Annotated in this window: 18 protein-coding genes; 14 read left to right on the top strand and 4 right to left on the bottom strand. The window is 36.3% G+C overall.

Annotated elements, in window-relative coordinates; all coding sequences use genetic code 11:
* Nucleotides 1-131: 131 nt before the first annotated feature.
* The 4 genes from KD050_RS07345 to KD050_RS07330 form a co-directional block, all read right to left on the bottom strand.
* Complete coding sequence (locus KD050_RS07345) at nucleotides 132-1,271, bottom strand: SpoIIE family protein phosphatase (RefSeq protein WP_211895542.1); 1,140 nt, start codon at nucleotides 1,269-1,271, stop codon at nucleotides 132-134.
* A 298-nt stretch (nucleotides 1,272-1,569) separates the two neighbouring features.
* Nucleotides 1,570-2,358 (bottom strand): ABC transporter permease, encoded by a 789-nt coding sequence (locus tag KD050_RS07340; RefSeq protein WP_211895541.1) that lies wholly within the window; start codon nucleotides 2,356-2,358, stop codon nucleotides 1,570-1,572.
* Nucleotides 2,355-3,260 (bottom strand): ABC transporter ATP-binding protein, encoded by a 906-nt coding sequence (locus KD050_RS07335; protein ID WP_211895540.1) that lies wholly within the window; start codon nucleotides 3,258-3,260, stop codon nucleotides 2,355-2,357. The genes KD050_RS07340 and KD050_RS07335 overlap by 4 nt, the downstream gene beginning before the upstream one ends.
* The gene (locus tag KD050_RS07330; protein ID WP_211895539.1) at nucleotides 3,257-3,496 is read right to left on the bottom strand and encodes a PLD nuclease N-terminal domain-containing protein; all 240 of its coding nucleotides are present in this window, start codon (nucleotides 3,494-3,496) and stop codon (nucleotides 3,257-3,259) included. The genes KD050_RS07335 and KD050_RS07330 overlap by 4 nt, the downstream gene beginning before the upstream one ends.
* 123 nt (nucleotides 3,497-3,619) lie before the next feature.
* Here KD050_RS07330 and KD050_RS07325 point away from each other — a divergent pair, with 123 nt between their 5' ends.
* From KD050_RS07325 to KD050_RS07260, 14 genes are all read left to right on the top strand, one after another.
* Nucleotides 3,620-4,165 (top strand): helix-turn-helix domain-containing protein, encoded by a 546-nt coding sequence (locus tag KD050_RS07325; protein WP_211895538.1) that lies wholly within the window; start codon nucleotides 3,620-3,622, stop codon nucleotides 4,163-4,165.
* Between the two features lie 28 nt (nucleotides 4,166-4,193).
* On the top strand, nucleotides 4,194-4,658 hold the full coding sequence (locus KD050_RS07320) for a tetratricopeptide repeat protein (protein WP_211895537.1): 465 nt from the start codon (nucleotides 4,194-4,196) through the stop codon (nucleotides 4,656-4,658).
* A 9-nt stretch (nucleotides 4,659-4,667) separates the two neighbouring features.
* Complete coding sequence (locus KD050_RS07315) at nucleotides 4,668-5,201, top strand: hypothetical protein (RefSeq protein WP_211895536.1); 534 nt, start codon at nucleotides 4,668-4,670, stop codon at nucleotides 5,199-5,201.
* Between the two features lie 120 nt (nucleotides 5,202-5,321).
* Nucleotides 5,322-6,140, top strand: a complete 819-nt coding sequence (locus tag KD050_RS07310; protein WP_211895535.1) for a class I SAM-dependent methyltransferase — start codon at nucleotides 5,322-5,324, stop codon at nucleotides 6,138-6,140.
* A 170-nt stretch (nucleotides 6,141-6,310) separates the two neighbouring features.
* Complete coding sequence (locus KD050_RS07305) at nucleotides 6,311-6,673, top strand: helix-turn-helix domain-containing protein (protein ID WP_211895534.1); 363 nt, start codon at nucleotides 6,311-6,313, stop codon at nucleotides 6,671-6,673.
* Between the two features lie 292 nt (nucleotides 6,674-6,965).
* Entirely contained in the window at nucleotides 6,966-8,069 is a 1,104-nt protein-coding gene (locus KD050_RS07300) for a sugar ABC transporter substrate-binding protein (RefSeq protein ID WP_211895533.1), read from the top strand.
* Between the two features lie 84 nt (nucleotides 8,070-8,153).
* A complete protein-coding gene (locus KD050_RS07295; protein ID WP_211895532.1) occupies nucleotides 8,154-9,674 on the top strand; it encodes a sugar ABC transporter ATP-binding protein in 1,521 nt (506 codons plus the stop codon).
* Between the two features lie 13 nt (nucleotides 9,675-9,687).
* Nucleotides 9,688-10,863: a sugar ABC transporter permease gene (locus tag KD050_RS07290; RefSeq protein WP_211895531.1), complete on the top strand. Its 1,176-nt coding sequence runs from the start codon at nucleotides 9,688-9,690 to the stop codon at nucleotides 10,861-10,863.
* Nucleotides 10,864-11,138: 275 nt separating this feature from the next.
* Nucleotides 11,139-12,119 carry a substrate-binding domain-containing protein gene (locus tag KD050_RS07285; RefSeq protein WP_211895530.1) on the top strand — a complete coding sequence of 327 codons (981 nt, stop codon included), beginning with the start codon at nucleotides 11,139-11,141 and terminating at the stop codon, nucleotides 12,117-12,119.
* A complete protein-coding gene (locus KD050_RS07280) occupies nucleotides 12,116-13,579 on the top strand; it encodes a sensor histidine kinase (protein ID WP_211895529.1) in 1,464 nt (487 codons plus the stop codon). The genes KD050_RS07285 and KD050_RS07280 overlap by 4 nt, the downstream gene beginning before the upstream one ends.
* The gene (locus tag KD050_RS07275) at nucleotides 13,554-15,101 is read left to right on the top strand and encodes a response regulator (RefSeq protein ID WP_211895528.1); all 1,548 of its coding nucleotides are present in this window, start codon (nucleotides 13,554-13,556) and stop codon (nucleotides 15,099-15,101) included. The genes KD050_RS07280 and KD050_RS07275 overlap by 26 nt, the downstream gene beginning before the upstream one ends.
* Nucleotides 15,102-15,113: 12 nt before the next feature.
* On the top strand, nucleotides 15,114-16,175 hold the full coding sequence (gene xylF / locus KD050_RS07270) for a D-xylose ABC transporter substrate-binding protein (protein ID WP_211895527.1): 1,062 nt from the start codon (nucleotides 15,114-15,116) through the stop codon (nucleotides 16,173-16,175).
* A gap of 485 nt (nucleotides 16,176-16,660) precedes the next feature.
* Nucleotides 16,661-18,565 (top strand): endonuclease MutS2, encoded by a 1,905-nt coding sequence (locus tag KD050_RS07265; protein WP_211895526.1) that lies wholly within the window; start codon nucleotides 16,661-16,663, stop codon nucleotides 18,563-18,565.
* Between the two features lie 90 nt (nucleotides 18,566-18,655).
* Nucleotides 18,656-18,832, top strand: coding sequence for a hypothetical protein (locus KD050_RS07260; RefSeq protein ID WP_211895525.1), 177 nt, complete (start codon nucleotides 18,656-18,658; stop codon nucleotides 18,830-18,832).
* Nucleotides 18,833-18,912: the final 80 nt, after the last annotated feature.

Here is an 18,912-nt window from a genome sequence, read left to right as displayed (position 1 = left end):
TTTTATCTTTCAAATAGCAGACAAGATAAAAAGTTGTAAAATATAAAACGCATGAATGTTGTTACGTCAACATTCATGCATTTTTATATATACATATTTGTTGTAATTCCTTTTAGGATTTACTTTTTCTATTATGCTTTACATTTAATCATTAACACACACATATCGTCAGGCTGAGCCGTTTGTTTATCTTTTGATAGTAGGTTATCGATGAGTGACTGTGATTGGTTCCACTTTTTAGAAGCTAACTGTTCAAGCTGCTTTTCTGATTCAATTTCACATGGTCCCATTGCCTCTAGAACTCCGTCTGTATACAATATAATTTGTATATCTTTTTCGTACGTAATAATCTTTTTCTTAACCTCGATCTCATCAAAGAATCCAACCGCACAACTTCCTCGATCTATTGGAACTATTTTGTTACCGTCGATAAGTGCAAATCCGGGTGGATGACCAGCATTTACGTACTCAATAGTTTTCTGTTCTGTGTCAACTACCATATATATGGCTGTAAAATAATAAGGAATTCCAATCTTTTCGTTATGTAAAACAAGCATATAGCGATTTAATTCCTTAATAACAAGTTCTGGGTCCACTAATTGCTTAATAGATTCTCTTAATACAGAGGATATAAACATACATACTAGGGAAGCAGAAATACCATGTCCCATCATGTCCAACAAAACGACTACATATCGATGTTCACTTATTTTATGCCAATAGTACATGTCCCCGGCAAGATTAAAGGAGGGCAGGTATGATACTTCTATTTGAATCTTTCCTTCTTTTAAGGGGGGAGTTAAAAGACTTCTTTGTACATGTGTAGCTAAGTCTAGCTCGTATTGAATTTTGTTTTCATGCTGTGTATGCCAATCAAGTTCTGCCTTTAATCGAAGGGCTACACGAATTCGTGCTAAAAGCTCCACTTTATTTATTGGCTTAGTTATGTAATCAATTCCACCAATATCAAGTGCTTCAGCTAATTTGTTTTTATCCTCTAGTGCTGTTACGAATATAATTTGGATATCCTTAAATCGCTCATTTTGTTTGATGCGTCTACAGGCCTCAATACCATCAATTTCAGGCATCATAATGTCTAGTAAGATTAAATCCACCGAATTAAAGGTTGGATTTGGGTTGTCGAGCTGTAAATAGTCAAATAACATTTGAGCTGATGTTAGTGGGACTGTATCTTTATAACCAGCGCTATCTAATATTTTTTCTATTACGAATAGATTGACGGTATTGTCATCTACCAGTAGAATCGTCATTGGTTATTTCCCCCTGTAGTAAAAAAAGATAGTTTTGTATTTTATTATTTAAAAATAATAGCTAAACTCATTATCTCTTTATTATACAAAAGAATACACGGATACGGTATTTTTAAGTTTAAATACTTCAATTAAAAATCTAGTTCAATATTCTTGTATCAAGGAATCATAATTTAAAGAAATAATGCCTTGCTAACTAAAATACAATACGATCATGATTCGTCAATTGATACGGAAATAATCGAACCTAAAACAAATTTGATGGCTAGAGAGGTACCATTTCTATTTGTGTCTCCTATCATTCGTTACTGAATTTTTTATTGGAAATCCAATAGTTTGTTACAAATATCGCCAAGACAACACAAAGAAACGTTACACCTAGATTGCCTATTGCGTTTGAATTTACAGAACCTGTTATGAGTACTTCCATAGCATGTTTACTCATACTGGCGGGATTTACTAAATCTATCATTGAATTCAGGCCAACAATAACTCTGCAAGCTATTAAACATGCAATGGAAATTAATGCGATAAGGCCGGGACTATTTATTAGTGTGCTAATCATCGTTGTAAACGAGACTATAAAAAGAACCCAGACAAGATAAAACAAGAGGCCTATGAGCATATCGTAAACAGCAACATTTGTGAATAGAAAATTCACGTATAGATAGGATGCAAGGTATCCAACAGTAATACTAAATGCAGTAAAAATATAGTTAGAAGCAATTTTACCTCCAACGTATGAACGAACAGTTACAGGTCTAGTTAATATAAAGGCCAACATTCCGTTAGCTTTATCGGTTTGTATGATTCCCATCAAAGAGATTGCAATAATCATAATTCCTAGCTGATCAAATTGTGAAGCTAATGTGCCAGCTAAAATCTCTCCGCCTTGTTGATTTGTCATACTTGGGTCAATCGTAATGCCTTGACCGCTTCCTAAAGCTTCTAATATGGTGGGCAAGTAATACGTAATTACAGGTTGTGTAATTCCTAATAAGATAAATACTAGTGGTAGCCAAATGATTTTAAAATCTCGTATCATCTGGGTAAATTCTTTGTTCACCAGGACTATAAAACTATTCATTTCTCCACCACCAATTTCAAAAAGATTTCTTCTAATGTATCGTTTCCGACTTCAAACTTTAGGATATTTACATTATGCTCCAGTGCATGAACTAGTAATAAGTTTTTGTTAGTTTCTAGGTTTTCAACTTTCACCTTAAGCTTATTCCCAATTACTTCTATGCCTTTCACGTAAGGTAATTCTTCTATAACGCCAATCCATCCTTGATCCTTCTCTGTAATTTCTATATTTAATTTATTGTCACTATTTCTTTGAAGTAGTTCAGTAATTGATGTGTCCTCGATTTTAAGTCCATTTTTAATAACTATAAATCGCTCACAGATTTCTTGTGCATCACTTAAAATGTGTGTTGATAGTAGAATCGTTGTTTCCTTTTTTATCTCTTGAATAAGGTTTAATACTTCTCTCCGACCAATAGGGTCTAAGGCAGAGACAGGTTCATCCATAATAATGAGGGAAGGCTTATGTAGTAAAGTTTGAGCAATTCCAAGTCGCTGTTTCATGCCTCCTGAAAATGTGCCTACTTTCGTGTCTTCCTCTTTGCTTAATCCAACTTTTTTTAAAATGATTGGAATAGAGCTTGTTAATACATTTCTGCTTAGTCCCGAAAGTTTTCCCATGAACATAAGAGTCTCTTTGGCTGTCATCCAATGAAAGAAGTTTGGATATTGTGGTAAGTACCCAATTTCTTTTTTCATCGAAGAAATTCTTTTTCCGTTTAATAGAATTTCACCACTGTCCGGATTAATAATATCTGCGATCATTTTAATGAGCGTAGATTTCCCAGCTCCATTTGGTCCGATTAATCCGACACAATCTCCTGATTGTAGCTCCATCGAGAAGCTGTCGACGGCAGTTTTATTATTAAAAGTTTTCTTTACATTTCTAATTTCCAATTTCAAACTCGCTCACTATCCTTTCTTCCTATAACAAAATACAGAATAGGCCCAATTGTATTGCCGAAAATTATTATTAGCGTCCATATGAGCACATTATTCCTTCTTTTTTTATTTCTGTACAAGTCTATTAATGCAACCATTGCAAGTATAAAACCTACTAAAATAACTGGAAGCACAATAGGTAGAAACGACATTAAATCAAAGTCTTTTAAATCATTTATTCCATAATGTAATTGCATAATCCCAACTCCTTTAATAATTTCATTTTCATTATTGATAATGATAACACGGTAAGTTATATTTTGCACTATTTATTCTTATTATCTATAATGAGAATAAGAATAGAGAAATGAGGGGATAGAATGTTAAATAAAGTTGAAGTTCTAATGCATCCAGTACGAATGAAAATTTCTCAAGCATTATTAAGGAATAAAGAAAATGGATTAACACCATTGGAAATGGTCAAAATCATTAAGGATGTTCCTCAAGCAACTCTCTACAGACATATACAAGTGTTATTAGACTCCGAGATAATTCGTGTAATGAAGGAAAAGAAAGTAAAATCCGTTTCTGAGAAATATTATGTGTTAAATGAAGAGAAGCTGAAACTTAACCAAGGTGAATGGAATCAAGCATCTCAACAAGAAAAACTGGATTTTGTATCTTTTTATCAATTATCATTAATGACTCAATATCAAAACTATTTAAAGAAAATAGAAGAAACGAACCATTCTCATGATGGAGCAGCGTTTTCCTTAATCGAATTAAAAATGAATGATGAAGACTTCCTGAATTTTCAAGATGAACTAAAAGAGATCTTAACTAAATACTATCGTTCTACAAGTAACCAAGACGGAAAAGATATCCCCGTACGAACAATTGGGGTGACAATTATTCCAGATACATGAAGTAGTTATTGCAAAGGAGGTAATGATAATGGAACAACTTCAACAAGCTATCGAAATGCGTCGAGAAGGTAATATTGAAGAATCAATAAAAATATTAGAAAGTATCCCTTATAAAGATGGGCGTATATATTTTGAATGTGGATGGAATTATAGTGTTCTAGACAATGCAAATGAGGCCATCAAGTATTATGAGTTAGCCATTGAACTAGAGTTACCAAAGGAATTAAAGCAAAAAGCCTATATGGATCTTGGTTTTAATTATTTTTCACTCCTTCGGTATGAAGAGGCAGAACAAATACTCTTTAATGGCATAGGGAAATTTCATGATTCGGAAGCATTTCGTGCAATGCTTGCTGTAGTACGTTATAAGTTAGGAGATTCAAGGGAGGGCATGATTGATTTAATGCAGCTTTTACTTGAATTATATCCGAATTCGAGTAAGGAAATTGCCAAGTACAGAACAGAACTAATGCATTATGTCCAACAAAGGTAGAGGTGAATTATGGAGATAATAGAAAAGGTAAAAGCAGCTTTAACTGGAGTTGGTGTAGGTGGTTTCCATACTGGAATGGTACCTCCATATGACCGCTATGATTTATATTTAAATGATCCGGACATGGAAGTAAGAAGAAGTGCAACAACAGCTTTTACGATGCAACTTGGTACTTGGCATGCAGGTAGTAGTTTTTCGTTTACCCCTCAGCATAAACGTAAGTTTGTCGGTGGTTTTGGTGATGTAAAATGGAATGAATTTCATCACTATATTAAAGCTTTTGTCACACATCATCAGGACATCCAACGAGATTTTCCTATTATGTATGCATTTATTATATGGTTTTTTATTCATTTGGAGGACGAGAAACTAATATCGTTTGAAGAAAGGTTTCCAGAATTAGACCCTATTTGGTGTAATCGACTTAGGAAAGAAGTCTTACAGCCGAATGGGGACATTAACATACCTAATATGAAACATTTTTTTAGAGAAACAAAGCTTGAGCCATTTTTTAAAGATGATTTTTGGGATGATGAGAACTAAAATAAGCCTCCAATCAATTTACTGAATTGATCGGGGGCTTTTTTATATGAAGACTTTTAGAAGGAACTTTCTACCTTTGTGCAGAACTATTTATTAAATGAAAAGAATGTAGGTGGTTGTATGAGTAACATTATTGAATACTACAACAGGTTTGATGAATGGGGAAGACTAGACAAAGAGCCTATCGAGTTTCTAGTGAATTGGCATTATATTAAAAAGTATCTTCCTCTGAATGGGAATATTCTAGATAATGGTGCGGGACCAGGTAAATATTCTATGCACCTTGCTAATGAGGGATATAAGGTAACTCTTACTGATTTAACCCCAAAGCTTGTTGAGATTGCTAAAAATAAAGCGCAGGAACTTAAGGTAGAACAAAATTTTAATGGTTTCCATGTGGCTGATGCAAGAGATCTTACTGTACTTAAAGGAGAACAGTTTGATGCTACATTAATGCTTGGCCCTTTGTATCACTTACAAGAAGAAGCTGATCGTATTCAGGCAGTAGAAGAGTTATATCGAGTTACGAAAAAGAATGGTATTGTTTTTGTGGCATTTATGCCGAGAATTAGACATGTTTTAACTTCTCTTTTGCATCCTGAAAATTGGAAGCCAAATAACGAGATGGATAACATAGAACAATTTTCTCAAAATGGTTGTTTTAATCATGGAGATGAAGGACGATTTACAGGCGCTTATTACTTTAATATAGAAGAAATCAAACCCTTCATGGAGGAGCATGGATTTGAAAGTCTAGAATTAATAGGCTCCAATATAGGTGCTCTCTTGAGCAGTGATAATTGGAGTTACTGGAGAGATAAAGGAGAAAATGAGTTTGAGAAAGTCATAAGATTACTAACTGAAAAAGCTAGTGATACAAATGTATTAGGAATCTCCTCACACTTACTTTACATTGGAAGAAAGATGGATAGAATATAGAATAACAAATTTAAGATTACAATCTAAAAACTTATTTAGTCAGTCTAAATAACTATTCTCTTAGTATAGGTACTTTCTAGTCATTATCAGATAATTTACATAATAGTTATGAAGTGGGGTAAATATTAGTAGATTACTTATTAAATAATGGTTAGAAAGGGGAGTATACTTTGCAAATCAAGGGAGAGGTACTGCGTACAGTACGAAAAGAACAGAACATGTCACAGGAAGACCTAGCTTTAGAGTTAAAGGTTACGGTCAGCACCATTTCTAACTGGGAACGAAAGGAATACGTCCCAGATGAACGATATAATAAACCCATTGCACGAGCCCTAGATGTTAGTGTCTATAAGCTTACTGGAGTTCCATCTAATGTTTCATCAGTAGATGTGAAACCAATAGATACCTACGAGAAAGAAAATATTTTGCTAGAACGCTTGATGGAATCATTTGAACAATTTATACAAGAAAAAGAGAAAAATATAGAAAGTGATAAACAAGAATTTTGGGAAGATGATTGGCGAAATGGCTAAAGATATTGTTTCAATCACTACTTCGAAGAAATTCACGAGAGCCCAGATGCCAGATATACTGTAGAACATTCTAAGAAACCTGTAGCATTACATTGATGCTTAAGGTTTCTTTTTTATTGACATATATTAATAGTCGAGTGGAGTTTCACCCCAAAATCCTCTACATCATTCCAAAAGTTAAAAAAGTATAGGTAATGATAAAAGAATACAGTTGATAGCGCTTTCATAAAAATATTCCGAATTTATAATTAAGTAGTAATTACTTTTTAGAAAAAGGGAGAGGGATATTAAAATGAAGAAGTTCAAGGGGTTAACTTTTTTAGTTATTTTGATGATTTTCGCATTAGTGGCCGCGGGATGTAATAATGGCGGAGACAGTTCGGTAGATGTCGGTATCGTATTACCAACAAAAGATGAGCCACGTTGGGTTCAAGATGAGCAACGCTTTAAAGATGCTTTAGCAGATTCGGATTATTCTACGGAAATTCTGTTCAGCCAAGGATCTTCAGCGAAGGAAAAAGAAAATGTAGAAGCATTATTAAATAAAGGGATAAAAGTATTAATCATCACTCCACATGATGGAGCAGCGGCTGCAGCAGCAGTAGAAGCAGCAAAAAAAGAGGATGTAACAGTTATTGCATATGACCGTTTAATCACGGATACGGATGCAGTAGATTACTATGTAACTTTTGATAGCTTAGCAGTTGGTGCTGCACAAGCTCAGTATTTAGTAGATAATGCAGATGGTTCAGATGTGCCACTTTATTTGTATGCTGGTGCGGCGTCTGATAACAATGCGTTCTTGTTCTTCGAGGGAGCTTGGAAAGTGCTTCAACCGAAAATTGCTGATGGAACTTTCAAAATTGCCAACTCAAGTGAAGCAGAAGCTTTAAAGGATTCAGCGGATCTGTCGCGTGATCAATTAGGAAAAATTATCGGTCAGATTACAACGAACTGGGATGCAAATGATGCAAAGAACAAAGCACAGACACATTTAACTGCAGCTAGTGACGACTTAAAAGGTGACGTTTCTATTTTAGCACCAAATGATGGCACTGCTCGTTCTATTGCGGATGTATTTGCTTCTGACAACGCAATTACTAATTACTTTGTAACTGGGCAAGATGCTGAAAAAGCATCGATCCAATACATTATTGATGAACAACAATCAATGACCGTTTTCAAAGATGTTCGTACATTAGTAAAAGATGCTATGGGTATGGCAGTAGAAGTGTTAGATGGCAAAACACCAAAAACAACTGGTTCTTACGATAATGGAGCAGTTGAAGTAAAAGCGAAACAAACGGATGTTATTGTAGTTGACAAAGAAAATGTAAAGGCAGAGCTTATTGATTCTGAGTATTACGAGGCTAGTGAATTCACAGGTTTAGAGTAAAGCAGCTGAAAAGGAAGAATAGTGGTAGATTCATCTATCGCTATTTCTCCATTTTTAATTGTTTTAGTAAGGGGAGGCAATAGTATGAGTGATTACATTTTAGAGATGAATAATATTTCTAAAGAATTCCCAGGAGTCAAGGCCCTCTCAAACGTGAACTTTAAAGTGAAAAAAGGCGAGATTCATTGTTTGGTTGGGGAAAATGGTGCAGGTAAATCCACACTTATGAAAGTGTTAAGCGGGGTCTATCCATATGGTACTTATGATGGAGACATTGTATTTGAGGGAAAAGTTCAACAGTTCAACGAGATTACTGATAGTGTCAAAGTTGGCATCGGTATTATTTATCAAGAACTAGCTCTTTTTCCAGATTTGACAGTGTATGAAAATATATTCGCTGGAAACGAATTGAAAAAAGGTCCGTTCGTAGATTGGAATAAAACGATAGTTCAAGCAACCGGGCTATTGGACAAAGTGAAGTTAAGAGTGACTCCAGAAACTTTGATCAAAGAATTAGGTGTAGGGAAACAACAGCTAGTTGAAATTGCTAAAGCGTTAAGTAAGGATGTAAATTTACTTATATTAGACGAGCCGACTGCAGCACTGAATGAGGATGATAGTGAGAATTTATTGGTACTTCTTAACGAGCTGAAAGAACAAGGAATTAGCTGTATCATGATTTCTCACAAGCTAAAGGAAGTCATCTCAATTGCAGATAAAGTAACAGTTTTACGTGATGGACAGACGATTTGTACGCTTGATGCGAGTAACGGAGAAGTATCTGAAAATGTCATTATTAAAAACATGGTGGGTCGCGATATTGAAGACATATATCCAAAGCGTCCAGACAAGAAAATTGGAGAAACCATTCTTGAATTATCCGATTGGACTGCTTATGATACACAGCTCGGTCGGAATGTTGTAAAAAACGTTCGGCTCGAGGTAAAAAGAGGCGAGATTATTGGTATTGCGGGTTTAATGGGATCAGGACGTACAGAGCTTGCCCTTAGCATTTTTGGAAATCCTAAAAGCTATAAGCTACAAGGCAGCATGAAACTGTATGGGGAAACAAAGGTATTGAAGCATACAAGTGAGGCGATTAAAGCTGGTATTGCCTATGTGACTGAGGATCGTAAAGGAGATGGCTTATTCCTGCTACAGGATATTAAGAGTAATGTTTCTGCAGCGCATCTAAAAGGAATCTCCACAAAGGGAATACTAAATTTAAACGAAGAAGTGAAAATTGGTACAGAATATAAGGATTCACTCTATATTAAAGCAAGCTCACTCGAACAAATTGTTGGGAAACTCAGTGGTGGAAACCAACAAAAAGTATCACTTGGTAAATGGTTGTTTACTGGACCTAAGATTTTGATATTGGATGAACCAACAAGAGGAATTGATGTTGGTGCAAAGTTCGAAATTTATACAATTATGAATGAACTGATCAATGAAGGAATGAGTATTATTATGATTTCCTCTGAACTAGGTGAAGTACTAGGAATGAGCGATCGAATTTATGTCATGGCGGAAGGCTCCGTTAAAGGCGAACTAACCATGGAGGAAGCGACACAAGAAACGATAATGGAACTTGCGACGCAATAAAAGGGGGATTATGATGAACTTTTTTGGAGAAGCAAAAGCACTCGTCAAAGCCAACATTCGAGATTATGGAATGTATATTGCGTTAATAGTGATTATGTTAACGTTTACGATTATGACGAATGGACTATTCATGTCTTCGCGAAATATTAGTAATTTATTGGATTCAGCAGGTTATATCGCCGTTTTGGCAGTTGGTATGACGCTCGTGATTGTCATTCGTCATATAGATTTATCGGTTGGATTTTTAGCAGGATTTCTTGGTGCCATTGCCGCGATATTCTTAACACAAATGGGTGTATCGGTATGGATTACTATTCCAGTTATTTTAATCCTTGGAGCACTAATCGGGTTGGTTAATGGTGTATTAATTGCTAAAGTTGGGATACCAGCCTTTGTAGCAACGCTTGCAGGAATGCTAATTTTCCGTGGTGCATTACTCCAGGTTACAGAGAAGACAGGAACTATCATTATTAAAGATGACCAATTCAATGCGATTGGGAATGGATTTATTCCATCTATTATGCAAATAAATGGCTTGCACCTATTAACATTATTAGTAGGGTTAGTAGGAATTCTTTTATTTATTTACAATGAGATTTCAAATCGAAGCAACAAAATGACTTATGGTTTCGAGGTTATGTCTAGTGGATTATTTAGTGCAAAGCTTGTTTTAATATCCGCAATTATTGGATATATTACATGGATTTTAGCAGGATATAACGGTTTTTCGTGGACAGTAATCATTATGATTATAGTAGTAGTTATCTATCATTTCTTATCGACGAAAACGGTACTTGGTCGCCACATTTATGCAGTCGGCAGTAATCCAGAAGCTGCTCATTTAAGTGGTATCAATGTACAAAAGATTACATATATCGTATTTGGATCGATGGGAATGCTCGCCGCATTATCTGGGATTCTATTTACTTCTAGGCTTCAATCAGCAACGACTACAGCAGGTACACTATTCGAGCTTGATGCAATTGCGGCTGCATATGTTGGGGGTGTATCATCTGCTGGTGGTGTCGGTAAAGTAACAGGTGCTATTATTGGTGCCATTGTAATGGCTTCCTTATCAAGTGGTATGAACCTACTAGGAGTTGGTATTTCATATCAGTATATGATTCGTGGAGGAGTTTTAGCTGGAGCAGTAATTTTTGATGTAATGACACGTAAGCAACGAGCTTAATAGAATAGGTTATGATTTGTGGCACCCTTTCTGTTATAGGGGTGCCTCGTGTTATTAATATGAAAAGGTTTTTTCTGAAAGATATTATGGCGATTACTTGCTCCCAATGTTTAAATACATGCGGAACGGCTAATTTTACAAAAGATTAAAGGGATGTTCTAAAAAAAGGATTTCTCATGATTAAAGCATGGGGAAATACATCATAAAATTAGGATTGTCAATTTAATTCCGGGTGTTAATATGGAAGAAACAAGCCTATGGAAAGGGGAAGGTAAATGCGGAAAAAAATTGTTCTTCTACTAGGTGCACTCATCATTGCTTTCAGTTATTTCACGATTATATCTGCAACAAAGGCTTTTCGATCTACAAGTGAATTACCTGCTACCCTTTCCAAGTTGGAAGATTCTGTTCGTATTGTACTAATTACGCAAGAGTTAGATACCCCTTTTTGGAATAAGGTCGGACAAGGAGCTAAACAGCGAGCTAAGGAAGAAAATGTTGAGCTAGAAGTGTGGGGAAGCTACGGAAATGACCAGGACGATTTTTTAAAAAAAATGGAGATTGCCATTCATTCCAAAGTGGATGGGATCATCGTTCAGGGCCTAGATACCGAGGAATTTAAAGAGCTATCAAAAATAAAAGCAGCCTTTTATGGAATTCCTGTCATAACAGTTGCTAATGACGTTCCAGTGGAAGAAAGTTTGCGTAAAACATACGTCGGTTCAGATCAGTTCTGGGCAGGAAAGATGGTTGCCCATCAGCTTATTAAAGAAATGGGCACATCTGGGGAAGTGATAATTCTTGGGGATGAAGTGCAAGCATATTATCAAAAAGAACGTTTAGCAGGGATACGGGATGTCCTCGAGGGATACCCAGAGATTAACATAATCATTAGAGGAACAGAGGATACAAATGAACGAGTGATTTCGACAACCCAACAACTTATGAATGAAGCACCTAGAGCAACTGCGTTTATCGCGATCAATGCGAAATATGCGGGACCTATGATTCAGGAAATCGGAAGACGAACACAGGTGGAGCCTTATCATATTTATACGTTTGATGATGGAGTTGAATCGACTACCCTTTTAGAGCAAGGAAAGCTAGATGGTATTTTAGAGCAAAAGCCTAAAGAAATGGGCAAGGAAAGTGTAAAGTGGCTCATGGAATGGATTACGGGTAAGACAGTTCCGCTTGATTCCGATGGATATTTGACAGAAACGCATATGCTCGTACCGGATGGTGAAAAACCATGACAACCATTCAACGAAAGATTTGGTTGCTCGTTTCCGTTATGCTACTTATCATGGGAATTATTTGGATGATGCTGACTTATTACAATCAGCAAACCCAAGAACAAACCAATACCATTCTACAGCGCTATTTACGTATGAATGAAGTGACTATTGCTAGTCAAAAAATTATAACAGACTTAAATAATTACTTACTAGACCCATCAGAAGTGCATAAAGTACAAATAGAGAAAAGTATTAAAACTATTGAGGAAGTTCAACATGATGTAGCAAAGCTTCGCAATGAAGAAAATGCGTTTTCTGTTACGAATTATATACATTTAATCGATAGTTTAGTAGAGACGACAAATCGTTCTATACTATTTTCAGAGGAACAGGAGTTAGAAGGTTCTACAAATGAATTCAATGAAGCGAATCGTATATCACTGTACATATCTGAAATGACATTAACCATTTTAGAACGGGAACTAAAGACTTATAATCTGTTCTATCGAGAAATCATCAATCAGTCAGAGGAGTTAAAAAGGCTAGGGATTTGGATACTGCTACTAGTAACAGCTGTCTTACTTTTAGCTACCTATTGGTTCTCGCTTAGTATTACAAAACCTGTTCATCAGCTAACGAAGGCAGCAAATGAGTTAGCTCAAGGACGTTTTAATCAAAAAATAATAGTGGAATCTAGCGATGAAATTGCATTCTTAGCTCAAACGTTTGATGAAATGCGTATTAACATTAATGACTTGATATTGGAGATTCAGCAAAAGGCACAGCTTGAGCATGAGCTTCAGCAGAGTAAGCTTCTACTGAAGGAGAGTCAGTTAAGAAGTTTGCAGAGTCAGATTAATCCTCATTTTCTATTTAACACATTGAATACTTTGTCCAAGAAGGCCTATTTGGATGGAGCAGAAGAAACGAGCGACCTATTAGTTAGTGTAGCTGGGTTATTGCGGTATAACCTAAAGCGAATAGATCGATCAGTTACTTTATATGAGGAAGTACTTGTGCTCAATCAATATATGGAAATACAAAAAGCACGTTTTACAGATCGATTACATTTTCAGGCAACTATCGATGAATCATGCTTGCACGTCAATATCCCTGGTCTTACTCTCCAGCCTATAATTGAAAACGCTGTCATCCATGCAATCGAGCCAGAAGAGAATGGTGGTACTATTTCGTTTAGAATTTTAAGAGATGGCTCATGGGTTATTATTGAAATCGAGGATAGTGGAAAAGGAATATCGCAGGAAAAAATAGATCAGCTATTAAAAGGACAAATTGATGCAAATGAAGGGCATTCCACTGGCATTGGTTTTCAAAATGTAGTAAAAAGGCTCCATCTATTTTACGGTGTGGAAAATTTAGTATCCATTGAAAGTAAAAAGGGTATTGGAACGAAGGTAACCATACAAATCCCAGATACTAGGGAGGAGGTAAGTGATGAGACTTTTAATCGTGGATGATGAACCAATTGAGAGAGCAGGAATGGAAGCCATCCTACAAAAGGCATTTCCAGACCTTTTAATTGCACAGGCGAAAAATGGAAAGATGGCAATCGAACTTACAGACAGTTTTCAGCCTGATTTGGTCTTAATGGACATAATGATGCCTGGCATGAGTGGGCTAGAAGCCATTGAAACAATTCAGATTAGCCATCCTACTATCAAATTTGTGATGGTAACTGCTTTTGACATGTTTGATTATGCAAGACAGGCCATCAAGCTTGGCGTGAAGGACTATGTATTGAAGCCGAGTAAAGCTAGTGAAATTGTAGTGACAGTTGGAAAAGTACTGGAGGATTGTCAGAAGGAGCTAGAAGCAGCTAGTACTAGCAAGATGCAGAGCGAAAAGTGGAAACAGGCACTTACCTTAGTAGAAACTGACATCGTCACCCAATTACTATTTGACCACGTACATGAGGTTCATATTGATATGCTAGTAGAAATGCTTGATATTCACTCTACACTTGAAAAGTTTGTTGTGGTAGTTGTATTACCAGAAGGAGCACTTAATAATTATTTGTCGATTAAAGAAAGGGTTAGGGAAACTGGGGACGCTTGGGTAGGAGCTTTAAACGGGAGGCAGCTTCCTCTAATTATTTTTCGGGATTCAAAGAGGAGCTTTCGTTCCCAAGCGATAGCTTTAGCTAAAGCCATTTTATCTTTAGATAAGGAACGGCAGGGAACAGATTGGTTTTTGGGGATTGGTCAGGTGTGTCAAACACTAGATGAAATTCGATTGTCTTACCAAGAGGCACTTATTGCAACTATGGACACATCTTTAGCAGTTAAATACCGATTTTATATGGATGTTCCTGCGCTTACTTTAGAAACAGATACTCAGATTATTAAGCAACAGCAGAAAGATTTCTTTGACCATATTCGGCTTGGAGACTGGATGGCTATTCGTACTAGTTTGTTGGATGTGATTCAGCAGTACGAAAATGGCGGGAATTCATTAATTTATACACAGCAGCGAATACTTGAGTTACTTTGGGTGGCAAACCGTGTGATGGATGAAATGGGAATGGAAGCAATTGCGCTATTTTACTCCTTCCAAGCAAATGACTATCGACAGCTACGAACAGAGACATTATTACTGCTTGAACAGATGAATTCTGTATATAACGCACATTACGATCAAATAGAAGCCGATAAAATACATCAAATCCAACAGTATATTCGTGAACATTCGCATGAAGATATTTCATTAGATACGCTTGCACATAAAGTGAATTTAAGCCCAATTTATATTAGTAAAATGTTTAAGGAAAAGCTAGGAGTAAACTATATAGATTATCTAACGGAGTGTCGTATTGAAAAAGCAAAGAAATTGCTGAATGACCCAGAAAAGAGTTTAAAGGAAATTACCTTTGAGATTGGGTACCATGAACCAAATTATTTTAGTAAGGTATTTAAGAAAATGTGTGGAGTGTCTCCGAAGGAATATAGAAAAACATTATGGAGCAAAAAAGCTGAAGTGTAGAGGGGGAGTTAGATGAAAAGTAAAATCAATGCCGTATGTCTTTTAGGAGTAATCATGCTACTTTTTGGCTGTACGGAGACATCTGCACCTAAAACGCTTGAGCCAGAAGTTAGCCCAGTTATTAAAGACGATGACCCTGTACGAATTGGATTTTCCATGGATACATTACTGGAGGAACGTTGGTTAAAAGACCGTGACTTGTTTAAAGCAGCTGTAGAAGGCCTCGGAGCAGAAGTAGAAATTGTAGCTGCAAATGGGGACGATGCGTTACAGATATCACAAGCAGAGACGCTCATCCAAAGCGGCATTGATCTCTTGGTAATCGTTCCTCATAACGCGGCGGCTACAGCGGCAATTGTCCATAAAGCACATCTAGCAGGAATTCAAGTAATTGCCTATGATCGTCTCGTCAAAAACGCAGAACTAGATATGTACATATCCTTTGATAATGAGCAAGTTGGCAAAATGCAGGCAGAGGCTATGACAGCACTTGTCCCAAAGGGCAACTATGTCTTTATAGGAGGAGCCATTACAGACAACAATGCCCATCTATTGAAAGATGGCGTATTCAAGGTGTTACAACCGTATATTGAGCGTGGAGATATCCATGTTGTCTATGATCAGTGGACAAAGGATTGGACTCCTGCAAATGCACAGACCAATATGGAGCAAGCTATTCGTACGACTAATGGTCAGATTGATGCAGTAATTGCTGCGAATGATGCTACAGCTGGTGGCGCCATTCAAGCACTCGAGGACCACGGCTTAGCTAGTCAAATACCAGTAGCAGGACAAGACGCCGATCTTGCAGGTGTCCAACGAATTGTAACTGGAACACAAACAATGACTGTCTATAAGCCTATTCAAATCCTTACCCAAAAAGTAGCGGAAATAGCAGTCGCCATGGCAAAGGGAGAAACCGTGATCGCCAATCAACAAGTTAATAATGGAAAGAAGGAAGTACCATCCGTGTTGCTACCCCCAATTGCCGTAAATATAGACAATCTCGAAAGCACAGTTATTGAAGACGGATTTCATGCAGCAGAAGAAGTCTATGGAGCAATAAAAAAATAGGGTAGTTGTGATGAGAGAGATTTTAAAGGATTCAACTATCTGGAGAGGTGTACCAATTATAATTCCCGATTGACTCTTATTTTGAATGGTGATATAGTGGAAATATTCTAATAAAAGGTGTGGTGAAGTATGTCTGAAGTAGGTATGAGCTAATTTCCATTAGTTAAATAAGGTGTGTAGAAACCTGGTGATTAACCAGCTTATTTAGTACGCCTTGTTCTACATTGTTTTTCAATGTGGATACCTACCTGAAGACTGCTTCCTTTTCCATAGTTCGTTTAACATGATGTATGTTAGGACGAAGAGCGTGGTGGGATTTGTCCTGCTGCGCTCTTTTTCTTGGCCTCTTTTTGTGAACAATTTGTATGCCTCGTCTAAAATACTTGGCAGATGCCCGCAGGAGCTTTCTATCCATTTTTTTAAAATGGAGTGGTAGGAAACTTTTTTGCGGGCATTTTTTTATTATTCTTAGTGGAGGTAAGTAAATGAATACGATGACCTATGAAAAATTACAATATAACGAACTTAAAGAGATGGTGAAATCCTACTGCGTTAGTAGTTTGGGGAAGGAATTATTAGATAATCTTTTCCCAAGTCCAAACAGTAAAGTAGTAGGAAATAGACTAAACGAGACGACTGAAGCAAGAAAATTGTTAGATGCAGAAAATCATCTACCGTTAAAGGGTATCTCCAATATTGGTCACCTCATGGAGAAACTTGAAAAAGGGATGATTTTGGGGCCTTCTGAGTTAGTAGCAATATCGGATTTCTTAAGAGGATGTAGGATGATTAAGAAATTCATGTTAGGTAAAGAATTTTTTGCCCCTATTCTTCATTCTTATGCTTATTCCATGATGGAGTTTACGACTATTGAAGAAACGATTAATGCTTCTATTAGAGGGAATATGGTGGATTCTGAAGCGAGCAGAGAGTTAAAGCGTATACGAAATCAAATAGCAAAAACCGAAGAAAAGATAGAGGAGCGGCTGAATAAATTTCTCAAAAGTAGTGCCAACAAAGAATATATACAGGAATTTTTTATCAGTAAAAAAGATGATAGATTTACTATCCCGATTAAAGCTTCCTATAAAAACCAAGTACAGGGTACGATTATTGAATCATCCTCTAAAGGATCTACGGTATTTATCGAACCAGCAGCGATCACTAAATTTAACGGAGAGCTAGCAACCCTTAAATCGGAGGAATCAATAGAAGAGTATCAAATTTTGGCTACTATTTCGGGAATGATTCTAGAGGAAATTAGACAAATTCATATTAATATCGAATTGATTGCTCAGTATGACATGATTTTTGCCAAAGCGAAATTTAGTAAAAGTATCGATGGTATTGAACCGAAGTTAAACAATTATGGGTATATCCATTTAAAAAATTGCAAGCATCCAATTTTGACCGGTAATATCGTACCTCTAGATTTTGAAATTGGAAAGGACTATCGAAGCTTGATAATTACTGGACCAAATGCGGGAGGAAAAACGGTGGTGCTGAAGACGATTGGTATTTTAACTCTTGCTGTCATGTCCGGGTTTCATATAGCCGCCGATGTTGGGACGGAAATAGCGGTAGTCGATAACATATTTGTCGATATTGGAGACAATCAAAGTATTGAAAATTCTCTTAGCACTTTTTCTTCTCATATGAAAAATATTTCGGAAATTATGAGCACATCGACGAATAATACATTGCTTCTCTTCGATGAAATAGGAAGTGGAACTGAACCAAATGAAGGAGCGGCTCTAGCTATTGCAATCTTGGAGGAGTTTTATCAAATGGGCTGTATTACTGTCGCAACAACCCATTATGGGGAGATTAAGCGCTACTCAGAAATCCATAGTGACTTTATGAATGCGGCGATGCAGTTTGATAGTGAAGCATTAGAGCCGATGTATAAGCTTCTCATTGGTAAATCAGGGGAAAGTAATGCTCTATGGATTTCTAAGAAAATGAATATTCAAGAGAAAGTACTAAAAAAAGCGCAAAACTATATGGAAGACAAAACATATGATTTAGAACGTGTGAGAGAAAATAAGATTAAAAAACCAACTACTCATAGGGAATCACAAGTAGAAACGTACAGCTTCGAAAGAGGAGACAGAGTAAAATTACTTGAACATGACGATTTTGGTATCGTGTACGAGAAAAAGGATCAACAGAATAATGTATCTGTTTTCTACAAAAATGAAGTAATAAAGCAGAATGTTAAAAGGATAGTGTTGGAGGGAAAAGCAACCGACTTATACCCAGAAGGTTATGATCTATCTACATTGTTTGTAAGTTATACAGAGCGTAAACTCCAACATGATATGGAAAGAGGGTCCAAAAAGGCTTTAAGAAAAATAGCTAAGGAGATAAAAAAGAGAACGGATGAATAGCAAGAGAGTGAGTGATCTTGAATATACACTTACTCAGTAAGCATAAAACCATCTAGCTAGAGCAAATTATATTCTAGGAGGTGAATATTCATGAGTAAAAATAACAATAAGACCGTAAATGTAAGAACACACAATAGTTATGAATTGTACAAGAATCCTACGAATAATCCGGACGAGGAAATTGCTGAAGAATTTATAGAGGTATCGAAAAATAAAGTAACAAACAAAATCAATAAAAACCCATCTAACAAAAGAAAAAATAACTAGTACATGAAAGGTGAGATCGTTAGGAGCTCACCTTTTTCTTACCTCTATTTATCCCGCATTAACGGGGAATAATACCTACA

The sequence above is a fragment of the Psychrobacillus sp. INOP01 genome (assembly GCF_018140925.1).
Lineage (GTDB): Bacteria > Bacillota > Bacilli > Bacillales_A > Planococcaceae > Psychrobacillus.
Note: the sequence above shows the minus strand (reverse complement) of the source record. Positions and strands in the feature narration are given on the sequence as shown.

What these genes read in the sequence shown, in the direction of transcription:
- KD050_RS07295 (WP_211895532.1), top strand. Translation starts at nt 8,154, where the DNA reads ATGAGTGATTACATTTTAGAGATGAATAATATTTCTAAAGAATTCCCA.
- KD050_RS07290 (WP_211895531.1), top strand. Translation starts at nt 9,688, where the DNA reads ATGAACTTTTTTGGAGAAGCAAAAGCACTCGTCAAAGCCAACATTCGA.
- KD050_RS07280 (WP_211895529.1), top strand. Translation starts at nt 12,116, where the DNA reads ATGACAACCATTCAACGAAAGATTTGGTTGCTCGTTTCCGTTATGCTA.
- KD050_RS07325 (WP_211895538.1), top strand. Translation starts at nt 3,620, where the DNA reads ATGTTAAATAAAGTTGAAGTTCTAATGCATCCAGTACGAATGAAAATT.
- KD050_RS07265 (WP_211895526.1), top strand. Translation starts at nt 16,661, where the DNA reads ATGAATACGATGACCTATGAAAAATTACAATATAACGAACTTAAAGAG.
- KD050_RS07300 (WP_211895533.1), top strand. Translation starts at nt 6,966, where the DNA reads ATGAAGAAGTTCAAGGGGTTAACTTTTTTAGTTATTTTGATGATTTTC.
- xylF (WP_211895527.1), top strand. Translation starts at nt 15,114, where the DNA reads ATGAAAAGTAAAATCAATGCCGTATGTCTTTTAGGAGTAATCATGCTA.
- KD050_RS07345 (WP_211895542.1), bottom strand. Translation starts at nt 1,271, where the DNA reads ATGACGATTCTACTGGTAGATGACAATACCGTCAATCTATTCGTAATA.
- KD050_RS07260 (WP_211895525.1), top strand. Translation starts at nt 18,656, where the DNA reads ATGAGTAAAAATAACAATAAGACCGTAAATGTAAGAACACACAATAGT.
- KD050_RS07285 (WP_211895530.1), top strand. Translation starts at nt 11,139, where the DNA reads ATGCGGAAAAAAATTGTTCTTCTACTAGGTGCACTCATCATTGCTTTC.
- KD050_RS07330 (WP_211895539.1), bottom strand. Translation starts at nt 3,496, where the DNA reads ATGCAATTACATTATGGAATAAATGATTTAAAAGACTTTGATTTAATG.
- KD050_RS07310 (WP_211895535.1), top strand. Translation starts at nt 5,322, where the DNA reads ATGAGTAACATTATTGAATACTACAACAGGTTTGATGAATGGGGAAGA.
- KD050_RS07340 (WP_211895541.1), bottom strand. Translation starts at nt 2,358, where the DNA reads ATGAATAGTTTTATAGTCCTGGTGAACAAAGAATTTACCCAGATGATA.
- KD050_RS07320 (WP_211895537.1), top strand. Translation starts at nt 4,194, where the DNA reads ATGGAACAACTTCAACAAGCTATCGAAATGCGTCGAGAAGGTAATATT.
- KD050_RS07315 (WP_211895536.1), top strand. Translation starts at nt 4,668, where the DNA reads ATGGAGATAATAGAAAAGGTAAAAGCAGCTTTAACTGGAGTTGGTGTA.